General features: G+C 55.9%; 20 protein-coding genes and 1 tRNA gene. 5 read left to right on the forward strand and 16 right to left on the reverse strand.

Annotated elements, in window-relative coordinates; translation table 11 throughout:
- Positions 1 to 3: 3 nt before the first annotated feature.
- From EI185_RS08665 to EI185_RS08695, 7 genes are all read right to left on the reverse strand, one after another.
- On the reverse strand, positions 4 to 903 hold the full coding sequence (locus tag EI185_RS08665) for a DUF6662 family protein (protein WP_223247754.1): 900 nt from the start codon (positions 901 to 903) through the stop codon (positions 4 to 6).
- 99 nt (positions 904 to 1,002) lie between these two features.
- Entirely contained in the window at positions 1,003 to 1,467 is a 465-nt protein-coding gene (gene bfr, locus EI185_RS08670; RefSeq protein WP_124704746.1) for a bacterioferritin, read from the reverse strand.
- A 23-nt stretch (positions 1,468 to 1,490) separates the two neighbouring features.
- Complete coding sequence (locus tag EI185_RS08675) at positions 1,491 to 1,715, reverse strand: bacterioferritin-associated ferredoxin (protein WP_124704747.1); 225 nt, start codon at positions 1,713 to 1,715, stop codon at positions 1,491 to 1,493.
- A 17-nt stretch (positions 1,716 to 1,732) separates the two neighbouring features.
- On the reverse strand, positions 1,733 to 1,930 hold the full coding sequence (hemP, locus tag EI185_RS08680; protein WP_124704748.1) for a hemin uptake protein HemP: 198 nt from the start codon (positions 1,928 to 1,930) through the stop codon (positions 1,733 to 1,735).
- 86 nt (positions 1,931 to 2,016) lie between these two features.
- Complete coding sequence (gene ampD, locus EI185_RS08685; RefSeq protein WP_124704749.1) at positions 2,017 to 2,559, reverse strand: 1,6-anhydro-N-acetylmuramyl-L-alanine amidase AmpD; 543 nt, start codon at positions 2,557 to 2,559, stop codon at positions 2,017 to 2,019.
- A complete protein-coding gene (locus EI185_RS08690; RefSeq protein ID WP_223247755.1) occupies positions 2,559 to 2,897 on the reverse strand; it encodes a thioredoxin family protein in 339 nt (112 codons plus the stop codon). Before EI185_RS08690 ends, ampD begins: the two co-directional genes overlap by 1 nt.
- On the reverse strand, positions 2,898 to 3,965 hold the full coding sequence (locus EI185_RS08695) for a 3-deoxy-D-manno-octulosonic acid transferase (protein WP_124704750.1): 1,068 nt from the start codon (positions 3,963 to 3,965) through the stop codon (positions 2,898 to 2,900).
- Between the two features lie 103 nt (positions 3,966 to 4,068).
- On the opposite strand from EI185_RS08695, the gene EI185_RS08700 reads away from it, so the two are divergent.
- The gene (locus EI185_RS08700; RefSeq protein WP_124704751.1) at positions 4,069 to 5,070 is read left to right on the forward strand and encodes a sodium:calcium antiporter; all 1,002 of its coding nucleotides are present in this window, start codon (positions 4,069 to 4,071) and stop codon (positions 5,068 to 5,070) included.
- 15 nt (positions 5,071 to 5,085) lie between these two features.
- On the opposite strand, the gene EI185_RS08705 is transcribed toward EI185_RS08700, so the two are convergent.
- The 5 genes from EI185_RS08705 to ispB form a co-directional block, all read right to left on the reverse strand.
- Positions 5,086 to 6,465 (reverse strand): sigma-54-dependent transcriptional regulator, encoded by a 1,380-nt coding sequence (locus tag EI185_RS08705; protein ID WP_275937723.1) that lies wholly within the window; start codon positions 6,463 to 6,465, stop codon positions 5,086 to 5,088.
- On the reverse strand, positions 6,459 to 8,093 hold the full coding sequence (locus EI185_RS08710) for a two-component system sensor histidine kinase NtrB (RefSeq protein WP_124704752.1): 1,635 nt from the start codon (positions 8,091 to 8,093) through the stop codon (positions 6,459 to 6,461). Before EI185_RS08710 ends, EI185_RS08705 begins: the two co-directional genes overlap by 7 nt.
- A complete protein-coding gene (locus EI185_RS08715) occupies positions 8,094 to 8,318 on the reverse strand; it encodes a PP0621 family protein (protein WP_124704753.1) in 225 nt (74 codons plus the stop codon).
- Between the two features lie 75 nt (positions 8,319 to 8,393).
- Positions 8,394 to 8,470, reverse strand: a tRNA-Pro gene (locus tag EI185_RS08720).
- A gap of 33 nt (positions 8,471 to 8,503) precedes the next feature.
- Complete coding sequence (gene ispB / locus EI185_RS08725) at positions 8,504 to 9,466, reverse strand: octaprenyl diphosphate synthase (RefSeq protein ID WP_124704754.1); 963 nt, start codon at positions 9,464 to 9,466, stop codon at positions 8,504 to 8,506.
- A gap of 130 nt (positions 9,467 to 9,596) precedes the next feature.
- Here ispB and rplU point away from each other — a divergent pair, with 130 nt between their 5' ends.
- The 4 genes from rplU (at position 9,597) to proB (ending at position 12,444) form a co-directional block, all read left to right on the forward strand.
- Complete coding sequence (gene rplU / locus EI185_RS08730) at positions 9,597 to 9,908, forward strand: 50S ribosomal protein L21 (protein ID WP_124704755.1); 312 nt, start codon at positions 9,597 to 9,599, stop codon at positions 9,906 to 9,908.
- An 11-nt stretch (positions 9,909 to 9,919) separates the two neighbouring features.
- Entirely contained in the window at positions 9,920 to 10,180 is a 261-nt protein-coding gene (gene rpmA / locus EI185_RS08735; protein ID WP_124704756.1) for a 50S ribosomal protein L27, read from the forward strand.
- Between the two features lie 69 nt (positions 10,181 to 10,249).
- Positions 10,250 to 11,329 carry an Obg family GTPase CgtA gene (gene cgtA / locus EI185_RS08740; protein ID WP_124704757.1) on the forward strand — a complete coding sequence of 360 codons (1,080 nt, stop codon included), beginning with the start codon at positions 10,250 to 10,252 and terminating at the stop codon, positions 11,327 to 11,329.
- Positions 11,326 to 12,444: a glutamate 5-kinase gene (gene proB, locus EI185_RS08745; RefSeq protein ID WP_124704758.1), complete on the forward strand. Its 1,119-nt coding sequence runs from the start codon at positions 11,326 to 11,328 to the stop codon at positions 12,442 to 12,444. Before cgtA ends, proB begins: the two co-directional genes overlap by 4 nt.
- An 18-nt stretch (positions 12,445 to 12,462) precedes the next feature.
- Here the strand turns inward: proB and EI185_RS08750 are convergent, their stop codons facing one another.
- From EI185_RS08750 to EI185_RS08765, 4 genes are all read right to left on the reverse strand, one after another.
- Positions 12,463 to 12,933, reverse strand: a complete 471-nt coding sequence (locus EI185_RS08750) for a CNP1-like family protein (RefSeq protein WP_223247756.1) — start codon at positions 12,931 to 12,933, stop codon at positions 12,463 to 12,465.
- A 149-nt stretch (positions 12,934 to 13,082) separates the two neighbouring features.
- Complete coding sequence (locus EI185_RS08755) at positions 13,083 to 14,294, reverse strand: class I SAM-dependent methyltransferase (protein ID WP_124704759.1); 1,212 nt, start codon at positions 14,292 to 14,294, stop codon at positions 13,083 to 13,085.
- A 60-nt stretch (positions 14,295 to 14,354) separates the two neighbouring features.
- On the reverse strand, positions 14,355 to 14,942 hold the full coding sequence (locus EI185_RS08760) for a DUF3501 family protein (RefSeq protein WP_124704760.1): 588 nt from the start codon (positions 14,940 to 14,942) through the stop codon (positions 14,355 to 14,357).
- 1 nt (position 14,943) lies between these two features.
- Positions 14,944 to 15,249 (reverse strand): encapsulin-associated ferritin-like protein, encoded by a 306-nt coding sequence (locus EI185_RS08765; protein ID WP_124704761.1) that lies wholly within the window; start codon positions 15,247 to 15,249, stop codon positions 14,944 to 14,946.

Below are 15,249 nucleotides of genomic sequence, written 5' to 3' on the forward strand. Positions count from 1 at the left end.
TCCTTAAAAATTGAAACCAAGCTTGACGCGGACTTCCTGTTTGGTCTTTTCTATCAGGTGCAGATTGGTGTCGTTCTGCGCCGCAAATTTTTCCCCGCCACCGCGCAACTGGGGCAGCCAGCTCAAGGTAAACCACCAGTTTTTGTCGCCGTAGTGAATATTCGGCCCAGCCTGTACAGACCAGCGCTCCTGTCCCACTTCGGTTTCAAATTCGGTATCGTAAAGCGCCTCAGCACCGATGAACCACCGCGGCGCGATGCGATACGAGACGCCGGTTCCCGCCAGGACGCCGATTTCCATTTCCGGCCCGGTGGGCCAGTCGAAGCCGGCCGGCAGTCCATCGATCGGCTTGCGCTTGGCATAGGTGGCTTCCAGGCCAAGATTGCCCACCCAGACGAGCTGATCGTCAAGGAAGTTCTTTTGCGCAAGCAGCCAGGTCTCGACCGTGTATTTGTCTTTCTTCTGTCCGGAATGCGGATCCAGCGTGCTGTAAGCGCCGGACACATAAGCCGCCAGGCCGAAATCATCCTTGGCCGGGCTCAGAAAATTATATTTGGCCGACACCTCCATGCCCGACAGCCTGAGTCCCGAGTTTTCATCCTTGGGGATGTAACCGTCGATCAGCAAGCCCTGGGTATTGACTGACTGCCCGAGCAGATAAACCGCGCCGGTGAACCGGTCGGTTATGCCGTGCTCCAGCTCGGTCTTGCTGTCATATGCGGTATAGCTGCCGGCGCCCTTGTCCCAGCGCCGCGTCACCGTCTGCACCAGCTCCGTGGCGCCCTTGGGCAGCGTTTCCGCGCCCCTGACATAGCCGAACAGGCTTTCATCGGCAAGCGCCGCGCCGGAAAATAAACACAGCGCAGCCGCGCCGCCCAACCCTGTGGTCATTAAATTTTTCATGGTAGATCCCCTGGCAAGACAATTAAAAATCTGGCTGGCTTGTCCGGGATCGGGCTGGCTGGCGAAACTGCGCTGGCGACCATCGCCAGCGTCAATAGCTTACATCTGGCTTTGCAGCCAATTCTGGATGCCGACTTTTTGCATCACATCGAGCTGGGTTTCCAGCCAGTCGATGTGCTCTTCGGTGTCTTCCAGAATGTGCTCGAACAATTCCCGCGACACGTAATCCTGCAGGCTTTCGCAGGCGGCAACCGCCGCCACCAGCGTCTCGCGCGAACCCTGTTCCAGCTTGAGATCGCAGGCAATGCATTCTTCGGTCTTCTCACCGATCATGAGCTTGCCGAGTTCCTGCAGGTTGGGCAGGCCTTCCAGAAACAGAATGCGCTCGATCAGCATGTCGGCGTGCTTCATTTCCTCTATGGATTCTTCGTACTCGTGCTTGCCGAGGCTGCCGAAGCCCCAGTTCCTGTATATGCGCGCATGCAGGAAGTACTGGTTGATGGCGGTCAGCTCGTGCTGCAACTGGCGGTTCAACCACTGGATGATGTCTGCATTACCTTTCATGTTTGCCTCCTTAGGGCTCGTCCTTATGCTGCTGCCTCGTACAGACGGCCGGGTTCAAGTGGAATGGATTGCATCATGCTCTGTTTCGACAAGGCTTCTTCCAGCACAGCTTTGGCGTGGCAGGCGCATTTACCGCATTGTGCGCTCACGCCCAGCCCTTCTTTCAGATCGCGCATCCGGCAGGCACCCTGGCATACGGCCTCGCGGATTGCGCTGTCGGTCACAGCCTTGCATATACAGATATACATGGTGAATGCCCTTTTGCCTATTTGGTTAGAATCAGTTTGCCGTTGCGGGTACGGCGCAGGCGGTAATGCTCACCCTGATGGGCGATAAGCACTTCATCGTTCTGCGTGAACAGGGATTCGCTGCGGATCGGCAGCGTCCGGTCGAGAACCAGGTAACGCCTCTGGCTAGCGGAGGCGGCGCCATCGCGTACTGAAACAGTGTTGTGCAGGTCCATGATCTTGCTCGCAACAAAAGTTAATAAGAATGATTCGCAATATTACACACCTTTTCCAAGTGTGCAAGCATTTTTGAGAACGATTCTTATTTGTTGAGCAAGATATGGTTCAGGCGCGGCCACTCGAAACAGGCACCCGGATCGGTCTTGCGTCCGGGCGCGATGTCGGAATGCCCTGCAATTTCGATGCTGGGATACTCGGTTTTAAAGAGTGCGATCAGCGCAGCAAGTTGTATGTACTGGACGTCGCTGAAAGGAGTATGGTCATCCCCTTCCAGTTCCACACCCAAAGAAAAGTCATTGCATTTCTCCCAGCCGCGCCAGCTCGATACGCCTGCATGCCAGGCTCGTTTCACACAGGGCACAAACTGGATTATTTCGCCATCGCGACGGATGAAAAAATGCGCTGATACGTGCAAAGAATGAATACTTGCGTAGTAAGGATGGGCTGTGGGATCGAGGCGATTGGTGAATAGTGCCACCACGCCAGCGCCGCCGAATTCCCCCGGCGGCAGCGAAATGTTGTGCACTACAAGCAGCCGGATATCGTCCGGATTGGCGCGCCAGTCGCAGTTGGGTGAGGCGATGAAACGCACGCCGGAAACCACGCCGTTTTGCTGTAGCTTCATCAGGGCTCCTCGTGTGCCGGTTCATTCAGCGCACGGGCTATCGCTGCACTGAATCTTTCCGGCGTCGGCTCGGCATGCAGCGGCGCATGAAAGTGCCCATCCACAAACAGGAACAGGCTGGGCAGATGGAATACCTCATACTCCCGCGCCAGTGCGGTGCTTGTCTGGATATCCACTTTATATAGATGCGCCACGCGTCCCGCAGCAAGCTGCGGCAGCAACTTTTCCAGGCGCCGGCAGCTGCCGCAATCCGGACCGCTGAACATCACCAGGCTCACCCCCTTACTATGGGTGATGCGCGGATGGAAATCGAATTCGGTGAGCTCGACCAGGTTCATTTATTCAATCAGCGCGACAACCCGTTCCAATGCGCCTGGCTGGGTTTGCAGCCAGGCCTTGGCCTGCGCGGCAAGCTGCTGACTATAGGCCGGATCATCGATCAATCTGCGGGCGTGCGCAAAAATCTGCTCGTTATCGTCACCCGCCAGCACTGTCCCCGCCTCCAGCGCCGCGGCCAGCAGCGGCTGATCACGATGAGCCGGTCCGACGATCACCGGCTTGCCATGCAGCATGGGCGAGGCGATATCGGGCGCATTGCGGGCGTGGCGATGCAGCGTGGCACCGGCCACCACGAAATCCACACAGGCATACAGCGCCTCCAGTGGATGCGAGTCTTCAACGTAGTAAACACGCGTCTTGATCGGGATGAAGGAGGTCGACAGACGCGCGTGCCGAATGGTTTGCAGGCGGTATTTGATGGACTCGCGGTATACCGGCTCGCAACGTGCCGGATCGCGCGGCGCCAGGATCATCAAGCCCATCCTGTGGCGCATCAGGCGACTGAAAATCGCATACGCGAGGTCTTCCTCATCCTCGCCCGTGCCCGCGAAATAACCTACCCAGCGACCGCCCTCACGCTGCTCCTTGAGACGCTCGCACAGCTCCCTATCCATGACAATTTGCGGTAATTGTTCGACTCCGGCAAGCGGATCGCCGGTAACCACAGCATCGGGTACCGGCATGCCGCTCTGGACTACCGTCACCGCCCGACAACCCGCCTGTGTCGCCTGCACATCACGTGCGTTAATCCACCAGGCCGGGCACCCTGCGGCTTGCACCAGCCCCGCATGACTGCCGTCAAGCCCGAGAACGATCAACCGCTGCGGACGAATTTTTTCCAGTCTGGAAAGTGCTAGATCCGCTGCGCCGGGGAGTGCCAGATAAGGCAATTCACCTGCGTAACTGCCCGCATCAATCAGTGCCAGCGCCACGTTGCCAAACCGGGCTTGTAAAGCGTTGAGGAATTTATCTGCGCGCGCCAGAGTGGCGGCCTCTGCGACCACCAGCGTACTGCTCGCCAAACCCGCGGGCAGTTTGTTGAAACCGAGTAAATCCAGCAAACCCATCAGGTAATCCGTTCATGCTTAAAAGGGCACAACTTTACGGGATAAGGCTTTACCGCCGCAAGCCTGTTAAAATCCGGTTTTTAATGCTGTCCGGGATATCGATATGCTTTGGCTGGAATTATTGGGTTTTCTGGTGCTCATTCTGATTGCCGCGGAAGTCTTCGTAAACGCACTCGAACATCTGGGCGAAAAGCTGAAGATATCCGAAGGTGTTACCGGTTCGATATTTGCCGCGGTAGGTACAGCGTTGCCGGAAACCATGGTGCCGTTGCTGGCGATTTTCGCCGGCACACAGAATGTCCAGGTGAACCAGGAAATCGGCGTGGGCGCGATTCTCGGTGCGCCGCTCATGCTGTCTACCCTGACCATGTTTATGATCAGCCTTGCGGTGCTTAAAAAACGCGGTATGCAGGGGCATTTCACACCGGAACGCACCGGACTCAGGCGCGACATGAATTTTTTCCTGGTTGCATTCGGGCTGTCCTGCGTGGCACTGTTCATTCCACATGACTCGAGCCAGATTCGTTTCCTGTTCTCCGTCATCATGGTGCTGATCTACTTTGTTTACGTGATGATGACCCTGCGCGCCTCGGCTGCGTTGGTGCAGGATGGCCACGCCACCGAAGCAGGCAAGCCCATGTTCCTGTCGAAGCTCGGCATCCCCACCACCCTGCTCACCATCCTGATTCAACTGGCGCTTGGCCTGGGGCTGCTGGTGGCAGGCGCGGAAGGCTTTATCCACGGCATCGAACTCGCTGCTCCGATACTGGGTATCTCCGCCCTGTTGCTATCGCTGATGATCGTACCACTGGCCACCGAATTGCCGGAAAAGGTCAACAGCATACTGTGGATCCGCAAACACAAGGATACCCTTGCCTTCGGGAACGTAACCGGTGCAATGGTATTCCAGGGTACATTGCTGCCCGCCATCGGCATTGCGCTGACCCCGTGGGTACCTCAAAAAGAAGTCCTGGCTGGCGTGATTATCACTTTGATCGCTGCCGCCTGGTTGCGTCTGATGCTCGCCCGTGGCCAGTTGCGAGTGTGGCATTTGTGGGTAAACGGCGCACTGTATGCAGGCTATCTGGCGATCGCATTGGGATAGGCAGGTCTCGAAAGGCTATTCTATCCCCAGCCGTTCCAGCCGGTAACGCAAAGCGCGGAATGTGATCCCCAGCAGCTTGGCTGCAGCGGTCTTGTTATAACGGGTTTTTTCCAGCGCCTCCTGAATGGCCTCGCGCTCAAGCTTGTCCAGGTAATCCTGCAACGGCCATTTCGCGCCTGCCTGCAATGCCTCCTGCGCGCCCTCCTCCTGTGCAGGGGTGAGTTGCAAATCCATTGCATCAATCTTGCCGCCACCAGACAGCGCCAGCGCACGCTCCAGAATGTTCTCCAGTTCCCGCACGTTACCCGGGAAATCGTATTGCGACAGCGCTTTGCCGGCTTCTTTATCGAGCGCAGGTACGGCCATGCCCGCCGCCTGCGCCAGGCGTGCCAGCAAGGTGCCGGCGATTTCCGCCACATCTTCACGCATTTCACGTAACGGCGGCATTTTCAGCTCGATCACATTCAACCGATAGTACAAATCCTGGCGGAAACGGCCTTCCTCCACACAGCGCGCAAGACTCTGGTGGGTGGCGCTGATGACGCGCACATCCACAGACTCTTCCAATGTACTGCCGACCTTGCGCACCTTTTTTTCCTGTATCACGCGCAGCAATTTGACCTGCATTTGCAATGGCAAATCGGCCACTTCGTCGAGAAACAGAGTCCCCCCATTGGCCGCCTGAAAAAAACCGTCGCGATCCGCTTCGGCTCCGGTAAAAGCGCCTTTTTTGTAACCGAAAAACTCCGATTCCATCAGATTCTCGGGAATCGCACCGCAGTTGACCGGCACGAATGTCTTGTCCGCACGCACACCCTGTTCGTGGATGAGCCGTGCGGCGAGTTCCTTGCCACTACCGGATTCGCCGGTGATATACACCGGCGCTTGGGTGCGCGCCAACTTTTCGATCAGTTCGCGCGCCTGCTGCATGGCGTGAGAAGTCCCGATCAACGCACGTTCCGAAGCTGACGGCGCTGCATGACGTTCAGGTAGTTTGAGGGCTGATTTGACCAAGGCGCGCAACTGTTCCAGCGTCACCGGTTTATTAATGTAGTCGAATGCCCCGGCCTTGAGTGCGGCCACCGCGTTTTCGGTATTGCCGTGCGCTGTGATCACGGCGACCGGAATTTCCGGTCGCTGCTCACCGATATAGCGCACTACTTCCAGCCCTTCGCCATCGGGCAGGCGCATGTCGGTCAGGCACAGGCTGAAATTCCCGTCCTTGAGTTTTTCGATCGCTTCCTGCACGCGCATGGCTCTCACCACATCCAGCCCCATGCGTAACAGCGTCAATTCCAGCAACTCAAGGATATCCGCCTCATCATCCACAATCAGTACTGGCAGCACAGGCGCCTGCCCACTGCGCCCAGTGTGATTTTCTTTGCTTTTTAACACGCGCCCTCCCGGCAACTGATTTTGAAATGTCCGCCCGTCTTCTCAACAATGTAATCCAGGCTGGCACGATTGGCTTCACACATTTCACGCGAAATATACAATCCCAATCCGGTGCCCAAGCTGTCAGTAGTAAAAAACGGTTCAAACAGCTTGCCCAGATTTTCCATGGCGATACCCAGACCGTCGTCAACAACATGTATTTCCATCACGCTTGCACTCGCCTTGTTCACCCGCAACCCTATACTGCCCGGCTGCTTGCGCGAATGCCGCCAGGCGTTGCGGCACAGATTCCACAGCACCTGGTTGAGATGGCCACGGTCAAAACACACGTCTTTTCCTTTATCAACACTCAGGCTGATACTGTCTGGTGGAATATTTTCCGCCAGACAAAATTCCTCTACAAAAGTTGGCAGATAACTCGCCAGCACAATGGATTCGGGTTGAACACGGTCACGCCGGTTAAGCGTCAGGACGTCACCGACCAGACGGTCGATACGTTTGGTATTGTCGTGGATAATCTGCAGCAGGCGTGCATGGGTTTTATCTTCCATAGCGTCCTCCTGCAGAATCTGCGCGGCATGACTGATCGAAGATAGCGGGTTGCGCACCTCGTGGGCAATATTGGCGGTGAGTCGTCCCAGTGCCGCCAGCTTGATCTGTTGCGCCTGCTGGTGCACGCGGCTCAGATCTTCCAGTACCAATACGGCACCCATTACACGCTTGTCGCCCACCGCAATGAAACGCGGCTGACATTGTGCATTGCTGCGCCCGACAGTCAACGCGGCAAAGTTTGCCTGCGAATTTTTACGCCACTGTTCCAGACAGTGCACCAACGCTGGAACCACCCCGCCCAGCGGTTGGCCCACCCCTTCGTCAGCTTTATCAGCGAGATCGAGTATGCGTACTGCATGGCGATTCGCCTGACGTATATTGCCTTCACCGTCGAGCACGATGACGCCGTCCTGCATGTCTTCGATCACCAACTGGTTGATCTGCGCCATGTTTTCCAGGTCTTCCGCGCGCGTCGCCGCCAGTTGCTCGCTGGTATGGCTGCGTCTGGCCAGCACGTGTGCAATCCAGGCAGTGGTGAAGAACGCGACGCCCAGCAACCCCGCCTGGGCAAAATCCCCCACAGACTCACGATAATCCAGCACACCAATGGTATGTGCGACCAGTACCGCAACCGTCGCGAGCGCCGCATGCAGCAGGACCAGCCGGCCACGACTGATGAGTCCGCTCGACACCAGTGACACAATCAACAACAGACCCAGACCGCTGCGCACGCCGCCGCTGACAGACATCATCAGCACAATCAGCACAATATCGGTCAATATTTGAAAGCTTACCTGCCATTCAAAGCGTGGCTTGCGCAAGCCGATCGTGACAATAGCCAGCGCAGCCAGACCGAGATAAATAATGCTATAGAGAAAAAACAGGCGGGGGTTTTCCTGCCCCAGCAAGGGCTGGTCGGAAGACAGCAGACTAATCGCCAGAAACACACCACCGAGGATGAGCCGGTACAAATTGAGATAATGCAGCGTGCGCCAGTAGCTGGCGGGCTCGGGGGTGTTGGGAGAGGTTACGATGGCAGCGGCCGTCCTCAATGGGTTGCTCGCGTGCTGGTTCACTCAGGGTTGATGCAACTGACGGTGTTCGTTTCCGCAAAAAAACTCGCCGCGCGACAGTAATGCTTCACTGCGTGGCAAGTTCACGCCGCAATGCACACATCGCACCATATCTTCCGGCGGCTTTGTTTGAACGCGACCACCTGACTGTCTGTTGCCACGCGCCGGGGATTTGATCACCCAGTAAATCACGCCGCCGATAATCAACAACAACAGTATTTTTGCCAAGATAAATCTCCCGGAAATCCAGCGCTACAAGGCTGGCTGCAGATTTGGCAGAGGATTAGGATAATATACTTAAACTGGTCGGGGTGAGAGGATTCGAACCTCCGGCCTCTACGTCCCGAACGTAGCGCTCTACCAGGCTAAGCTACACCCCGAATTGACTGGTATAAATAATCAACCGGGCAAATTCAATAATCGCGGTTGACGGCAAAGTCGGCCAATTTTAACAGACTCGATTTATATTGAGAATCCGGCAATCCGGAAATGGCCGCGCACGCAATCTCGGCTTCGCGCGTTGCCTGACGGCGCGTGTAATCGAGCGCACCACTGCTGCCAATCGCTGCCAATATGGTTTGGAATTCGGCTCGACCACCTTCCTCAATGGCATGGCGCACCATACTTGCCTGTTCGGGTGTGCCGTGTTTCATCAGATACAGCAACGGCAAGGTGGGCTTGCCTTCAGCCAGATCATCGCCAATATTCTTGCCTATTTCTTCGTGGTTACCGGAATAATCAAGCACGTCATCAATCAGCTGAAAAGCCGTCCCCAGATGCATCCCGTAAGCAGCCAAGGCATCTTCAGCAGCGCGTTCGGCGCCGCCAATAATCGCTCCCAGGCGCGCCGCCGCTTCGAACAGCTTGGCTGTCTTGTAACGAATCACCCGTAAATAATCTTCTTCGTGGATATCTGCATCATTGCAGTTCATCAACTGCAGTACCTCGCCCTCGGCGATGATATTGGTGGCGTCAGATAACACTTCCATTATCCGCATGTTATTCACCGTAACCATCATCTGGAATGCACGCGAATAGAGAAAATCCCCCACCAGTACGCTGGCGGCGTTACCGAACAGCGCATTGGCTGTCTCTCGTCCACGCCGCAGTGTTGATTCATCCACCACGTCATCGTGCAGCAGGGTCGCGGTATGGATGAATTCAACCACGGCTGCGAGTTCGTATTGATGCGTGCCGCGATACCCCAACGCGCCCGCGGAAAGCAGCACCAGAGCCGGGCGCAGGCGCTTGCCGCCGCTATTGATGATATATTCGCTGACCTGACTGACCAGCACCACTTCAGAATGCAGACGAGCGCGGATCACCGCATCCACGCTACGCATATCATCTGCCAAAAACGCTTGAATTGCCTGCATTGTCGAAAAATCGCAAAAAAGAGTTGAATGGTAGGGAGACACACACTGTTGTGTCAAGGATGGTTTGACCTTGCCTGTTGATTTCTATATAATTCCGCCCTTCCTCTAGTTTAGATGTTTGGAGCTCACCATGTATGCGGTCATAAAAACCGGCGGCAAGCAGTATCGCGTTGTCGCTGGCGAAAAACTTAAAGTAGAACAGATCACCGCGGACGTTGGCAGCGAAATCGTGCTGGATCAGGTGTTTATGGTTGCCGAAGGCGACAACATCAAGGTCGGCGCGCCGTTGGTTGACGGTGCCAAGGTCACTGCGACCATTATTTCGCATGGCCGCGGCGAGAAAATCCGCATTTTCAAGATGCGCCGTCGCAAGCACTACCAGAAGCATCAAGGTCATCGTCAAAATTACACTGAAATCCAGATCAGTGGCATTTCGGCTTAAGGAGATAAACCATGGCACACAAAAAAGCAGGCGGCAGTTCCCGTAACGGCCGCGACTCTCATTCCAAACGCCTGGGCGTAAAACGCTACGGCGGACAGGAAGTGCTGGCTGGCAATATCATCGTGCGCCAGCGTGGCACCCAGTTTCATGCCGGCGACAACGTTGGTATGGGCAAGGATCACACTCTGTTCGCTACGGTTAACGGCGTAGTGCAATTTGTCATCAAGGGCGCGCTAAAACGCAAGATGATCAATATCATCCCTACCGCGTAATACTCGCTCGGTTGGACATTCAAGCCCTATCCGCTGGATAGGGCTTTTTTACTTTGGTGGCATGGACAGATGAAATTCATTGACGAGGCAAAAATCGAGGTCTTCGCCGGTAACGGCGGCAATGGCTCGGCCTCGTTCCGGCGCGAAAAATTCGTTCCGCGCGGCGGCCCGGATGGCGGCGACGGTGGTCGCGGGGGCAGCATCATTGCGGTTGCCGATCGCAATATCAACACTCTGGTCGATTTTCGCTATACACGCGCCTTCCGCGCCCGTCCCGGCGAAGGTGGCCGCGGTGCTGACTGCAATGGCAAAGGCTCCGACGATATCATCCTGCGCATGCCCGTGGGCACCGTGGTCACCGATATGGCGACCAACGAAGTGCTGGTGGATCTGGCCCACGATGGCCAGCGTGCCGTAATCGCCAAAGGCGGCAAAGGCGGCCTCGGCAATCTGCACTTCAAGACCAGCACCAACCGTGCCCCGCGTCAATTCACCCGTGGCGAACCGGGGGAAGAACGCGAACTCAAACTGGAACTGAAAGTATTGGCCGACGTCGGCCTCCTGGGCATGCCCAACGCAGGAAAATCCACCTTTATTCGCGCCGTTTCCGCAGCGCGCCCGAAAGTCGCCGATTACCCCTTCACCACACTGGCGCCCAATCTGGGGGTGGTCCGCGTAGACATCGACAAGAGTTTTGTCATCGCCGACATACCGGGGCTGATTGAAGGCGCTGCCGATGGCGCCGGGCTGGGCCACCGTTTTCTGCGGCATCTGGCACGCACCCGCTTATTGCTGCATCTGGTGGATATCGCACCCATGGATGCAGGCACCGACCCGGTTTACGAAGCCCGCGCCATTGTCAACGAACTGCGTAAATACGACGAGTCGCTCTACAATAAACCGCGCTGGCTGGTACTCAACAAAACCGACATGCTCGATGAAACCGAACGCGCGAGCAAGATCGCAGATTTCGTCCGGGATTATGGTTGGGAAGGCGAAGTGTTCAGTATTTCAGCGCTGACCGGAGAAGGCTGCAAGGCCCTCACCTACGCCATCATGGCACATCTCATAGCCACCCGCGAAGCTGAAGAAGCGGTTGCACAACCTGCCGCCGAACCCGTAACGCCGACTTACGACCCGACCTTATGAAACCGGTACTGCAATCCGCCCGCCGTCTGGTAGTCAAGGTCGGCAGCGCCCTGGTCACCAACGACGGCCGCGGACTCGACCATGCCGCGCTGGCCAACTGGTCGGCACAAATTGCTCAACTTACCCATATGGGCAAGGAAGTAGTGCTGGTATCGAGCGGCGCGGTGGCGGAGGGCATGCAGCGCCTGGGATGGAAAGCCCGTCCCAGTGCCGTTCACGAGTTGCAGGCGGCAGCAGCAGTAGGACAAATGGGGTTGGTACAAGCCTATGAAAGCAGCTTTCGCAGTCACGCTTTGCATACCGCACAGATTCTGCTTACCCATGACGACCTGGCCGACCGGACCCGCTATCTGAATGCGCTTTCCACCTTGCGCACCTTGTTGGCATTGAAGGTTATCCCGATCATCAATGAAAACGATACGGTTGCCACCGACGAAATCCGCTTTGGCGACAATGACACCCTGGCCGCGCTGGTAACCAATTTGATAGAAGCCGATGCGCTGGTGATTCTTACTGATCAGGCTGGCCTGTACACCGCTGATCCGCGCAACAATCCGGATGCCACATTGGTCAGCGAGGCACACGCTGGCGATCCGGCACTGGAAAAAATGGCGGGCGGTGCGGGCAGTGCCATCAGCCGCGGCGGGATGCTGACCAAAATCCTGGCGGCCAAACGTGCTGCCCGCAGTGGCGCGCACACCATTATTGCCAGCGGGCGCGAAGCCGATGTACTCGTACGGTTGGCCAAAGGCGAAGCAATCGGCACACAACTGGCAGCCACTCAAACCCCGCTGTCATCGCGCAAAACCTGGCTTGCCGACCACCTGCAAGTGCGCGGCAAGCTGACCCTGGATGCCGGTGCAGTCAAAGCCGTGACGCTGGATGGAAAGAGCCTGCTGCCGATCGGCGTGATTAACGTCGAGGGCGAATTCGCGCGCGGTGAAGTGGTTACCTGCGTGTCGCCGGAAGGTGTGCAAATCGCACGGGGCTTGGCAAATTACGCCGCCAGCGAAGCACGAAAGATTGTGCGGCTACCGACGACGCAGATCGAGGCGACGCTGGGTTACGTTGACGGACCTGAACTGATCCACCGCGACAATCTCGTATTACTCTAAAATTCATCATGAGACGAACTACCACGCGCCGCGCATATTCCTGAGCACGTCTTTGGGACTACTCACCATTTCTCCCTGCGGGCACAAATATTCGTCGGCAAGGGCGCGATGATAGGACAGCGAAGAAGCTGAATCGATTGGCTGCCACTTGCTATCATGAGCACGCGACCAGGTACCGTCTGCGTGACCAATCGCATAAATCTTGCGTTCCCGGTTAGCGCAGCGGATGCCCTCAAAACTCACATTGGTCGCACCGCCTCGCGCCTTGATGACCAATACATAACGCACCACGCCATCTTTGTCCGTCTCCAGCGTGGTCTTGTCCACAAAATAATGATTCCCGGCGATGCCGCTTACATAGAACGCCTGCAGGTTTTCGTCTTTGGGATAGGAAGGCAGCTGGGCTTTTACTTCTTCCCACGGCTTTTTCTGCTCATCAAAATCCCTGTCAAAGTCCAGTCCCCACGCATGTCCCAATGTGGGTGCCATGAGCATTCCAAGCAATACAAGCGATACAAGTTGACGCATGATTATCCATCGCAAAAAGTCGCATGATACACCGCAGCAATGCAGGAAAACGTCTAAAAAACCACATTTAGCGACAACCCGCAGAGTCAGATTGTCTCATTCAAGATGCATCATGCGTAAACGTGGTCACGTGTAAACGGATACGACAAGCTGCCATTGGCATGGGGTTTACCAGCAAGCACCTGAAACAGTGCCATCCAGCCCCGATCAAAAGCGTGTGCCGAACCCGCCATGTAGATCCGCCAGATACGATATTTCCGCTCGCCGATCAGGCGCCGTGCCTCGTCACTGCATTGTTCGAGCCGGTGCACCCATTGCCATAGCGTACGCGCATAGTGGGGGCGCAAGTTTTCTGCATCCAGGCATTCCAGACCGCTGCGCGCCAGCGACTCTATGACCCGCGCGGCATGCACCAGTTCACCGCCGGGAAACACATAATCGTCAATGAATTCGGAGATGCCGTTACCCAGTCCACTGGTATCCAGGCCCGCTGCAGTAATGCCATGATTCATCACCAAACCGCCGGGTTTGAGCAGGCTGAATATCTTGTCGAAATAAGTATCCAGATTACCGCGTCCCACGTGTTCAAACATCCCCACGCTGGCAATCTTGTCGAATTGCGTGTCCGGCGGCACATCGCGATAATCCATCAGCCGCACTTCCACTTTGCCTTCCAGGCCACTTGCCTTGATTTGCTCTTGTACATAATCATGCTGATTCTGGGAAAGCGTAATGCCGACCGCGTGAACGCCATAATGTTGCGCCGCCCACAACACCAGGCCGCCCCAGCCACAGCCAATATCGAGCAGGCTTTCGCCAGGCTGCAGCATCAGTTTTTTGCAGATATGGTCGAGTTTGGCTTCCTGGGCGGCTTCAAGGGTATCGTCTGGATGGCGAAAATAGGCGCAGGAATAGACGCGTTTCTGATCCAGCCACAGCGCATAGAAATCGTTGGAGACGTCGTAGTGATAGCTGATGTTCTTGCGGTCTCGCGTATGGGTATGGCGCCACCATTTCCATGCATGACTGCCTTTCTTGTCCTGCGCCAGGCATTCACCCTCGGCGCAAAGTCTTTCACCCAGATTGAGGATTTCGTGGATATCACCTTCCAGATCAATTTCGCCTTCGACATAACAACGTGCGAACTTGCCCAGTGTAGGCTGGGATAATGAGGCTGCTGCGCGGGAGGAGTTTAGCGATAATCGAACACTATCGCGCTCCCCTAAGCGCAAGATTTCGCCATTCCAGAAGCGGATAGATAAGGGTAAAGGCTGGCCACCCAAGCCGGATTTAAAACGATTGATCATCATGTTGTCGAGCACGATATTCTCCTCATCTTCAATCAAGCCTGCAGTATTTTGGCTTTAAGCCCGTCCCGAAAACTAAATAGTCAAATCCTTTAACAATGATGTACGCGTCGCCTCGGGCACCGCATCCATATGAGCAGTATAGGCGGGATGGTCAACTCCCATCGCCAGTGCTGCGCCGGCCTTGAGCGATGCGGCCATCCCGGATTGCAGATCAAATCGTACAAAATGCACCGAGGAGGTCTTTTCCTCGTTTTCGCGCTCCATATCTTCATCAGCAATAGCGTAAACGCGAGCGTGCCCTGCTACCTGAACATAGACCTTGTCTTCTACCCCTTTGAGCCTGGCGAGCATCACGCGGCGCTCATCCACATCGGGGTATTCGATGAGCATCGTAGCTTTCCAGTTGTTACCGTCCGGCACCAGCGGAGTATAGGCATTAAGCTCATCCTGAATACCTTCCTCAAGAAAAGTTTTTTCCACTCGCAACATTTCCTGAATCTGGTACCGAAGAGTGAGTTCATCCTCGAACATTAATGCCACATTATCGCCCAGTTGAACCCGGCGATTTTTTTTGTGCTCGATGGTCTGTGCTCGTAGTGCGGGGCGTGCTTTGGCGTAGGCTTCCAGCGTCATCAAGCTGTCGCGGGTAATCTGTCCCATTTTATTTTTCCTCGTGTTCATGCTGGCCGGCGATACGGCCTTTTTTAAATAAGGTTTCGCGTAACTCATGATCTAGGGTGGGGTCTTGTCGACGTATCCATTCCAGCACCATCACCGCGTGCTCTTTTTCCTCGTCCCGATTATGTTCGAGGATAGCCTTGAGTTCAGGGTCGGTGCAGGCATCAACGCGCTGGTTGTACCAGTCGACTGCCTCCAGCTCCTCCATCAGCGAGACGATGGCGCGATGCATATCCTGAGTCGCAGCGGACAGTTTGTCGATTGGCTCGTGGTAACCTTCACTGCTCAT

It is taken from the genome of Sulfuriferula multivorans (genome assembly GCF_003851125.1).
Classification (GTDB): domain Bacteria; phylum Pseudomonadota; class Gammaproteobacteria; order Burkholderiales; family Sulfuriferulaceae; genus Sulfuriferula; species Sulfuriferula multivorans.

Excerpts from the sequence above, each read along its gene's own strand:
- EI185_RS08690 (WP_223247755.1), bottom strand. The coding sequence starts at position 2,897 with ATGAACCTGGTCGAGCTCACCGAATTCGATTTCCATCCGCGCATCACC.
- proB (WP_124704758.1), top strand. The coding sequence starts at position 11,326 with ATGAAACCGGTACTGCAATCCGCCCGCCGTCTGGTAGTCAAGGTCGGC.
- ampD (WP_124704749.1), bottom strand. The coding sequence starts at position 2,559 with ATGAAGCTACAGCAAAACGGCGTGGTTTCCGGCGTGCGTTTCATCGCC.
- EI185_RS08700 (WP_124704751.1), top strand. The coding sequence starts at position 4,069 with ATGCTTTGGCTGGAATTATTGGGTTTTCTGGTGCTCATTCTGATTGCC.
- EI185_RS08675 (WP_124704747.1), bottom strand. The coding sequence starts at position 1,715 with ATGTATATCTGTATATGCAAGGCTGTGACCGACAGCGCAATCCGCGAG.
- rpmA (WP_124704756.1), top strand. The coding sequence starts at position 9,920 with ATGGCACACAAAAAAGCAGGCGGCAGTTCCCGTAACGGCCGCGACTCT.
- EI185_RS08760 (WP_124704760.1), bottom strand. The coding sequence starts at position 14,942 with ATGGGACAGATTACCCGCGACAGCTTGATGACGCTGGAAGCCTACGCC.
- cgtA (WP_124704757.1), top strand. The coding sequence starts at position 10,250 with ATGAAATTCATTGACGAGGCAAAAATCGAGGTCTTCGCCGGTAACGGC.
- bfr (WP_124704746.1), bottom strand. The coding sequence starts at position 1,467 with ATGAAAGGTAATGCAGACATCATCCAGTGGTTGAACCGCCAGTTGCAG.
- rplU (WP_124704755.1), top strand. The coding sequence starts at position 9,597 with ATGTATGCGGTCATAAAAACCGGCGGCAAGCAGTATCGCGTTGTCGCT.
- hemP (WP_124704748.1), bottom strand. The coding sequence starts at position 1,930 with ATGGACCTGCACAACACTGTTTCAGTACGCGATGGCGCCGCCTCCGCT.
- ispB (WP_124704754.1), bottom strand. The coding sequence starts at position 9,466 with ATGCAGGCAATTCAAGCGTTTTTGGCAGATGATATGCGTAGCGTGGAT.
- EI185_RS08750 (WP_223247756.1), bottom strand. The coding sequence starts at position 12,933 with ATGGCACCCACATTGGGACATGCGTGGGGACTGGACTTTGACAGGGAT.
- EI185_RS08665 (WP_223247754.1), bottom strand. The coding sequence starts at position 903 with ATGAAAAATTTAATGACCACAGGGTTGGGCGGCGCGGCTGCGCTGTGT.
- EI185_RS08765 (WP_124704761.1), bottom strand. The coding sequence starts at position 15,249 with ATGAGCAGTGAAGGTTACCACGAGCCAATCGACAAACTGTCCGCTGCG.
- EI185_RS08695 (WP_124704750.1), bottom strand. The coding sequence starts at position 3,965 with ATGGGTTTGCTGGATTTACTCGGTTTCAACAAACTGCCCGCGGGTTTG.